6 protein-coding genes are annotated in these 6,610 nt (G+C 45.7%); 4 read left to right on the top strand and 2 right to left on the bottom strand.

The genetic code is table 11. The features are described 5' to 3' along the window. The first annotated feature begins 308 nt into the window (after nt 1-308). The 4 genes from IM500_RS00760 (at nt 309) to IM500_RS00745 (ending at nt 4,451) form a co-directional block, all read left to right on the top strand. Entirely contained in the window at nt 309-1,397 is a 1,089-nt protein-coding gene (locus IM500_RS00760) for an isocitrate/isopropylmalate family dehydrogenase (RefSeq protein WP_190722711.1), read from the top strand. 159 nt (nt 1,398-1,556) lie between these two features. Further along, on the top strand, nt 1,557-2,180 hold the full coding sequence (locus tag IM500_RS00755) for a COP23 domain-containing protein (protein ID WP_287737417.1): 624 nt from the start codon (nt 1,557-1,559) through the stop codon (nt 2,178-2,180). 106 nt (nt 2,181-2,286) lie between these two features. Further along, a complete protein-coding gene (locus IM500_RS00750) occupies nt 2,287-3,216 on the top strand; it encodes a S1 family peptidase (protein ID WP_190722709.1) in 930 nt (309 codons plus the stop codon). Nucleotides 3,217-3,245: 29 nt separating this feature from the next. Then, nucleotides 3,246-4,451, top strand: coding sequence for a tetratricopeptide repeat-containing S1 family peptidase (locus IM500_RS00745; RefSeq protein WP_287737416.1), 1,206 nt, complete (start codon nt 3,246-3,248; stop codon nt 4,449-4,451). A gap of 20 nt (nt 4,452-4,471) precedes the next feature. On the opposite strand, the gene IM500_RS00740 is transcribed toward IM500_RS00745, so the two are convergent. Together IM500_RS00740 and IM500_RS00735 are read right to left on the bottom strand one after the other, a co-directional pair. Continuing rightward, nucleotides 4,472-5,077 carry a hypothetical protein gene (locus IM500_RS00740; RefSeq protein WP_287737415.1) on the bottom strand — a complete coding sequence of 202 codons (606 nt, stop codon included), beginning with the start codon at nt 5,075-5,077 and terminating at the stop codon, nt 4,472-4,474. A gap of 48 nt (nt 5,078-5,125) precedes the next feature. Then, nucleotides 5,126-6,352, bottom strand: a complete 1,227-nt coding sequence (locus IM500_RS00735) for a hypothetical protein (protein WP_353737884.1) — start codon at nt 6,350-6,352, stop codon at nt 5,126-5,128. Nucleotides 6,353-6,610: the final 258 nt, after the last annotated feature.

Genomic DNA, 6,610 nt, shown 5'->3' with positions numbered 1-6,610 from the left:
TCTTGGGCTGCCCATTTCTCCATTTTTTTGCTTACCTCCACCTTAATTCCTTCTTTCAAAACTATACCTATCAATCGTTTCCCCTTTTTTTAAGTTTCTTCTCTTTTTGTTAAGAAAGATCTGACTAATGGATAGCTTATTAAGGGGGGATTAAGGGGGGAGCCATCTTCAATTTAATTATAACCAGCTACTTACAAGATTGATAAAATTACAGAATTAATTAAGGTAAAAAGTATCTTTTTTAGCCGATTAACCAGCCAATTAAGCATTAACATATACTGGAAAATTTTTCTTAAAACTCAAAAATTATGGCTGAAAATATCCCCACCATTGTGGTCATGCACGGCGACCAAACTGGAGAAGAACTATTACTAGAAGCCCTGAGAGTATTGCAACCCTCGATAATTCGTCAACCGCTTAACTTTGCCGATTTTGATCTTAGTTTAGCCCAACGTCGCCAGAGTAACAACCAAGTGGTTCACGAGGCCGCCGAAGCGACTCTAAAAACCGGATTAGCTCTCAAAGCTGCCACTATTACCCCAGAAATCAAAGGAGATGTGGGCAGTCCTAACGCTATTTTAAGAGAAGCAATGAATTCTCAGGTAATTCTCCGCATCGGTCGCCGTATCCCCGGTATTCGTCCGATTGGGGGCGTTTATTCTCCCATTGCCATTGTCCGCATGGCCGTTGATGATGCCTACGGGGCCAGAGAATGGCGAGAAACCAGCACCACTGGCGATGAAATTGCCTATCGCACCTCGCGCATTTCTAGGGCTACCAGTCGCGCCGTGGCCGAGTTTACCTTTCAACACGCCAAAAAAACCGGGGCGCGGGTATTTGGCGGCCCAAAATTCACCGTTAGTGCCACCTACGAAGGGATGTTTAAAGAGGAATTAGACGCAGCAGCCCAAAGACATCCAGAAGTGCGTTATCAACCCCTGTTAATTGATGCAACTTTTGCCCTACTTTTACAAACCGACGGCGAAGCTTTGGTGATTCCAGCACTTAATCGCGATGGCGATTTATTATCTGATTTTGTCTTGCAACTCTATGGCAGTATTGCCGGGGCCGAAAGTTTAGTTTTGGGATTTGATGAGGAGACATTAGCGGTTAAAACTATTATGGCAGAAGCTCCCCACGGCACTGCCCCCGCTTTAGAGGGCAAAAATATCGCTAATCCCATGGCGATGATTTTAGCCTCGGCAGCTTTGTTAGGTTATATCGAAACTAACGAAGCGCGTAAAGCTTCCAGGGCAATTTATGAAAGTGTCTTTGAAACTATTCACGAGGGCAAAAAAACCCCCGATTTAGGGGGCCAAATGACCATGAGTGAGTTTACCGATGAGGTGATTCGTCGCGTGGTCAGTAAGTTAGAAGTTTGGTCTGCTTTGGGGTAAACGAACTCATCTGATTGCTCTCTTAAAGGAGTTTGAAGAAAAGCTAATCCAAAAAATAAGAATTGTTGCAAAGGCCTTGCTTTCTTTTATTTAACGGAAAAACAAAAGCTACCTTTGAAGTGTACAACGGAGTCCCTTTGCAGGATTAGGATAAGGACAATGAAATTACAAACTTTGACAAAAACTCTGACTATTGGTCTGATTGGTGTAGGAGCTGCCTTGACCTTACAATCACCGAGCCAAGCTCAAACCAGATTCGAGTGTCTTGTACCACTGACAGGCCCCTATGTAGGAGTTCCCACAACCGCTGCCCAAGTCGGACCTAATGAATATAAGCCTGTGATTCGTTGGGTTTCTCGTTATTTCAGCGGTTCCGGTTATACTCCCATGCAACGGTGTCAAGAAGTAACTGGAAGATTCAACAGCCTGAACGCTCGACCAGGCGGAATTGATATTATTACCACTGGCTATCTCAATGGTCTGCCGGTCATCTATTCCCCTAGTGATGGACGAGAACGGGCAAATAGCAGTAACCTATTATTTACCCTCAAGAGAGGGGAAAACGCAACCCAGAAAATCGAACAGCTATTCGACATCCGGGAAGGAGCCAGCAGCAGTCCTTTGTTTGAAAGCTCATCGGATTCTGCCACTGTCCATTTCAAAAAATTCCTAGAAAGCGTTCCCGTGGAAACAAATCCTGCCACCGGTTCGTCCTCTTCTCCGGCGCCTGGGACTTCTCCCGAACAACCCCCCCAAAAACCATCAGGCGGTTCTGTTTGGTAAACTTTTCTAGTTCTATAGATAAGGTAGGTTGGGTTGACGCAAGGAAACCCAACGCCCGCTGTTTGGTAAACTTTTCTAGTTCTATAGATAGGAGCATAGTAATCAAGTGAGTCGGGCGATAAAAAGAATTTTGGCTGGTGTGGGCGGTTTATTATTGGGACTGTCCACACCTTTGCTTGCTGTGCAAAGCTATGCTCCTGCTCTGGAACCTAACCAGGCCAATGCCCATAGCTCTCAACAACTTTCAGAACAACAGCTGCGTCAGTTAGCCAGAGCAATTACTGTTAAGGTGTTATCAGGGCAAGGCTGGGGTTCGGGCATTTTAGTTGAAAAGCAGGGTTCTTCCTACAAAGTCCTCACTAATGACCATGTTTTAGGGCGGGATCGCTCTCGGGGTTGGCAAATACAAACCCCTGACGGCAAGATACATCGGGGTGAGTTGGTCAGAACAATTCGCTTGAATAATTATGATTTAGGCTTAATTTCTTTTCGCAGTAGCCAAGTTTATTCTATTGCTGATTTGGCTAATGTCGATGATCTCGCTATCGGAGATGAAGTTTTCGCCGCTGGCTTTCCCTACGATGGCGATCGCCCGACAGAACAAGGATTTACCTTCACCCTGGGTAAAGTGTCGCTTTTGAGTGATAAATCCTTTTCGAGAGGCTACCAAATCGGCTATACCAATAAGATTAAAAATGGCATGAGTGGCGGACCGCTGCTGAATCGGCAAGGTAAAGTTATTGGCATTAACGGGATTCATGCTTATCCTCTCTGGGGTAAATCCTACGTTTTTGCTGATGGAACAGTGACTTCACCGGCACTGTGGGAACAAATGAGTCGATTAAGTTGGGCGATTCCTATCGGGACTTTTTTACAATCGGGGTCATCTTCTCTATCTGCTTCCAGTCGGCAACGGCCCTCAGTTTCACCCCCACCGCTTCCCACCCATAGAGAACCCACTTTCTGGGAAGATTTTCCTTCTCCATCCTCGTCAACCCCAAGAGAAAAGAATCCCGCTCCCACACCCCTCTGGTAAATTCCACTCAACTGTATTTTTAAACCAGAATGAGCAACAATTTCTTGAAAATTTCCGCCGCCCTAGTTAGTATAGCGGTGTTTGTGGTTTCTCCTCAGATTGCTAAGGCATCAACAACTGAGCAGATAGAAAAAATTGCTGAAAAGATTACCGTTTTAATCCCCTCAGAAGAAGAGGGGGCGAATGGGAAAATTACTGCTAATGGCTCTGGATCAATTATTGCCAAAGAAGGAAAAGTTTATACTGTTCTTACTGCCAGTCATGTGATCTGTAAAGATGCTAGAGATGCCTGCAAGTTCTATTACGATCAACTAAAAATTATTACCTGGGATGGCAAGCAATATCCGCTCGATTACAATAGCATCAAAAAATTACCCGGAGTAGATCTAGCTCTCGTACAGTTTCAGAGCGACCAAAATTATCAATTAGCTACCTTGGCTAACTATCAAGTAGCTGACGAACAATTTATTTTTGCTTCTGGATGGCCGGATCCGAAATTTATCGGCAAGCGGAAACGATTGTTCAATGTGGGGAAAGTGCTGCCCAAGGACATTACACCCTTGCTGAAAATATTTCCCCCGGAGTTGGGGTATGAGATAGTTTATACCAGTGTCACCTATGGGGGCATGAGTGGCGGTCCAGTGTTGGATCTCAATGGACGAGTCATCGCGGTTCACGGACAAAATGAAGCCGAAAAAATCGCCAAGGTTCCCGTGCCAATTGGCTTTAGTCTCGCTATTCCCATCACTACTTTTTTGAAATTAGCACCCCAGTCTGGCATTCAAGGGCAGATAAATGTCGAAAATTCGCCCCCCAATGCCTTATCTTTGCAAGAAATTGGGGATGAATTATACAAGGCTTTTGAAGTTCCCAATAATAACGATACTAATCCCCTAAACTGGCTTAATCAAGGCAATAAAATGTGGCGGTTAGGACAATTAGCCCTCGCCTATGCCGCCTATGAAAAAGCCTTGCAACTCGATTCTCAACTCTATCAAGCTTGGTACGGGAAAGGTCTGGTCTTGACCTACTGGAAACGCCCCCAAGAGGCGCTGGCCGCCTACGAACAAGCTCTCAAAATTAATCCTAACTCCGATACTGCCAAAAAACTGCGAGACAAGCTCCAAGAATCTTTAGGGGGAGGAAATACCCCTTCTCTAACCCCCTCACAGCCAACCACCGCGCCCACCGTGGAGCCTTCACCACAGCCCTCTAATCCAAGGAGACTATGGTGAAGTCAGCCTGGAAAATGCGGTTAGCTAATAGTGGGTTGCACCAATTTAGCTAAGAATGCTTGAATTGCTCGTAGTTCTGCGGGGGGATTGCGGAGAAACTCTTCGTTACTGGCTAAAATCATCGCATTATAGGCCCGCACCGCCGCCTGCAATTTAGCTGGAACTACCCTCTCTTCCTTGGTCAGTTTCTCTAAGCTGGCCAATAAGTCTTGAATAACATTTAAAGGCGGTGCGCCGGGGGCTGAGTAAAGAGCGGCAATGACAGCATTGATATTATTACCCGCCTGTGCATCCCCGGTTAAGATGCTCAGTAGCAATTGCTGAACGGCTGCGGGAATCGGGATACCTGTGGGGGAGGTTAAATTATTACTGGCTAAAAGAGCATTCACAGAAGCAGCCGCCTGATTAACAGCGATTTGAACCGGTTCTCCCCCCTGAAATCCCAATCCCGTCACCGTGGTGGTGATGGGGATAGTTTGACCGGCAAAATCACTGGTGGAAAGAATTGGTCCGGTGATATCGGATTGGTTGCCGGTTTGCGCCATAACGGGAGAGACTAGGGAATTGGTCAGCAAAACCGCCGCCACTAGGGAAACTTGCCAATTAGTCAACCATTTCATCAACATGGTCTTAATCCTCATTCAAAAAACTAAGTTACACAATATAAAAACCGACTAACGGGGGAAAAAGTAATTGTAGCCGATACTCATGACGAAGCGAGCTCCGTCCCCAGCATTCCCCGTTAAATCAGCACCCGCAAGGTTAATCGTCAAGGGGATTTTCGGGAAAGGAATCAGGGAAATACCTGCGTTTAAGTCTTGACCCGACCATTCGACAATGGCCGAGACCGGTTCAACAATTCGTAAACCCGCACTAGCAAAGACACCCAGGGAATTTACCCCATCTTCGATGGCTCCTTCCGAGCGAAAACGACCACCACCAACACCCAAAGAGAGCGTCAATTGGCTAAAGGGTTCTTTCGTTGTTTCTGTTAACTGAAAAAATTTACTCACCACCCCGTAGATACTGCTACTGCCATCTGTCCCACCCCAGTTAATAGCGTTTTCAAATCCTAGGGCCACAGCAAAACTTTCTGGCAGAGAACGGTGAATTTTAAAGCTAAAACTGCCCCGTCCAGCGTTATCACCAAAAAGGCTCAAAATCGCCAGAGTTACATCCAAACCGACAATTTTCTGGGGTTCTCCTAAACCGACCCCTAGGGCTAACCCACCATCTGCTTGATTGGTAAAACGGGTTCTCGACTGGAAACCGAAACCACCGAAAATCTGCCCAAAAGTCGCTCCAAAAGCGCTGGGAGTAGAGATACTGCCACTAGGAGTAACCACAAATTCCGCCAGTTTCGCAGAAAGGGTTTGTTGCCTTAATTGCGGTTCCTCAATCAGAAACTCTTGACGTAAACGCTGCAATTCGGGAGAAATATTGGGATCAACGGGGGTAGATGCCTGTGCTTGCCATTTTTCGACTTCTGGCGAGTTATTAACTCCTGCTGGTAAAAGCTGACTTGCTTGCGTTGTCCCTAGATTCGCCTTCCATTCTTCTAGGGTTGAAATTGTCCTGGTCTTTTCTGTTGCTAAAGTATCGAGGGAAGATTTCCCTAGTTTATTTTCTAAGGATGAGGGCAGATTACTATCGGCTAATCCCTCTGTTGTCGAGAAGGAATTGGTGGTCAGAACTCTTTCTGTCCTCTCTAATTCTACGGGGGAATTAATGATAATTTTTTCCTGGGATACCCGAATAGAAGCAGCGTCAATGTCTAAGGGGGAAGGAAGGGCCTTCACCCGATCGCAAAGTATGGCTGTCCCCACACAGGATGTGATCAAAATTCCTCCAGAAAATATGTGTCTTATACGGCCGTTTCTTTTGGCTTTTTTTAACAACACTTCCAGCTTTCCTCACAGACGAAGTTAATTTGCAAGAATTGTAACTGATTTATGCTTAGATAGCAAGTTATTAAACCTGTTCGTTATCAATCATGGAATCCCCTAGATTTTTTCTTAGTAGGGAGGCACAATTATTTGTAGGATGGGTTAGCGGTAGCGTAACATGAGCGGGCGTTGGGTTTCATGCTTCAACCCAACCTACGTTCATCTTATATTTAATTCCACCCACCCACTTAGCAAGTTATTAAACCTGTTCGT

Source organism: Microcystis sp. M179S2, from assembly GCF_020245805.1.
In the GTDB taxonomy this organism is placed as follows: Bacteria; Cyanobacteriota; Cyanobacteriia; order Cyanobacteriales; family Microcystaceae; genus Microcystis; species Microcystis aeruginosa.
Note: the sequence above shows the minus strand (reverse complement) of the source record. Positions and strands in the feature narration are given on the sequence as shown.

Coding starts and splice junctions, on each gene's coding strand:
- IM500_RS00760 (WP_190722711.1), top strand. CDS start 309: ATGGCTGAAAATATCCCCACCATTGTGGTCATGCACGGCGACCAAACT.
- IM500_RS00745 (WP_287737416.1), top strand. CDS start 3,246: ATGAGCAACAATTTCTTGAAAATTTCCGCCGCCCTAGTTAGTATAGCG.
- IM500_RS00740 (WP_287737415.1), bottom strand. CDS start 5,077: ATGTTGATGAAATGGTTGACTAATTGGCAAGTTTCCCTAGTGGCGGCG.
- IM500_RS00755 (WP_287737417.1), top strand. CDS start 1,557: ATGAAATTACAAACTTTGACAAAAACTCTGACTATTGGTCTGATTGGT.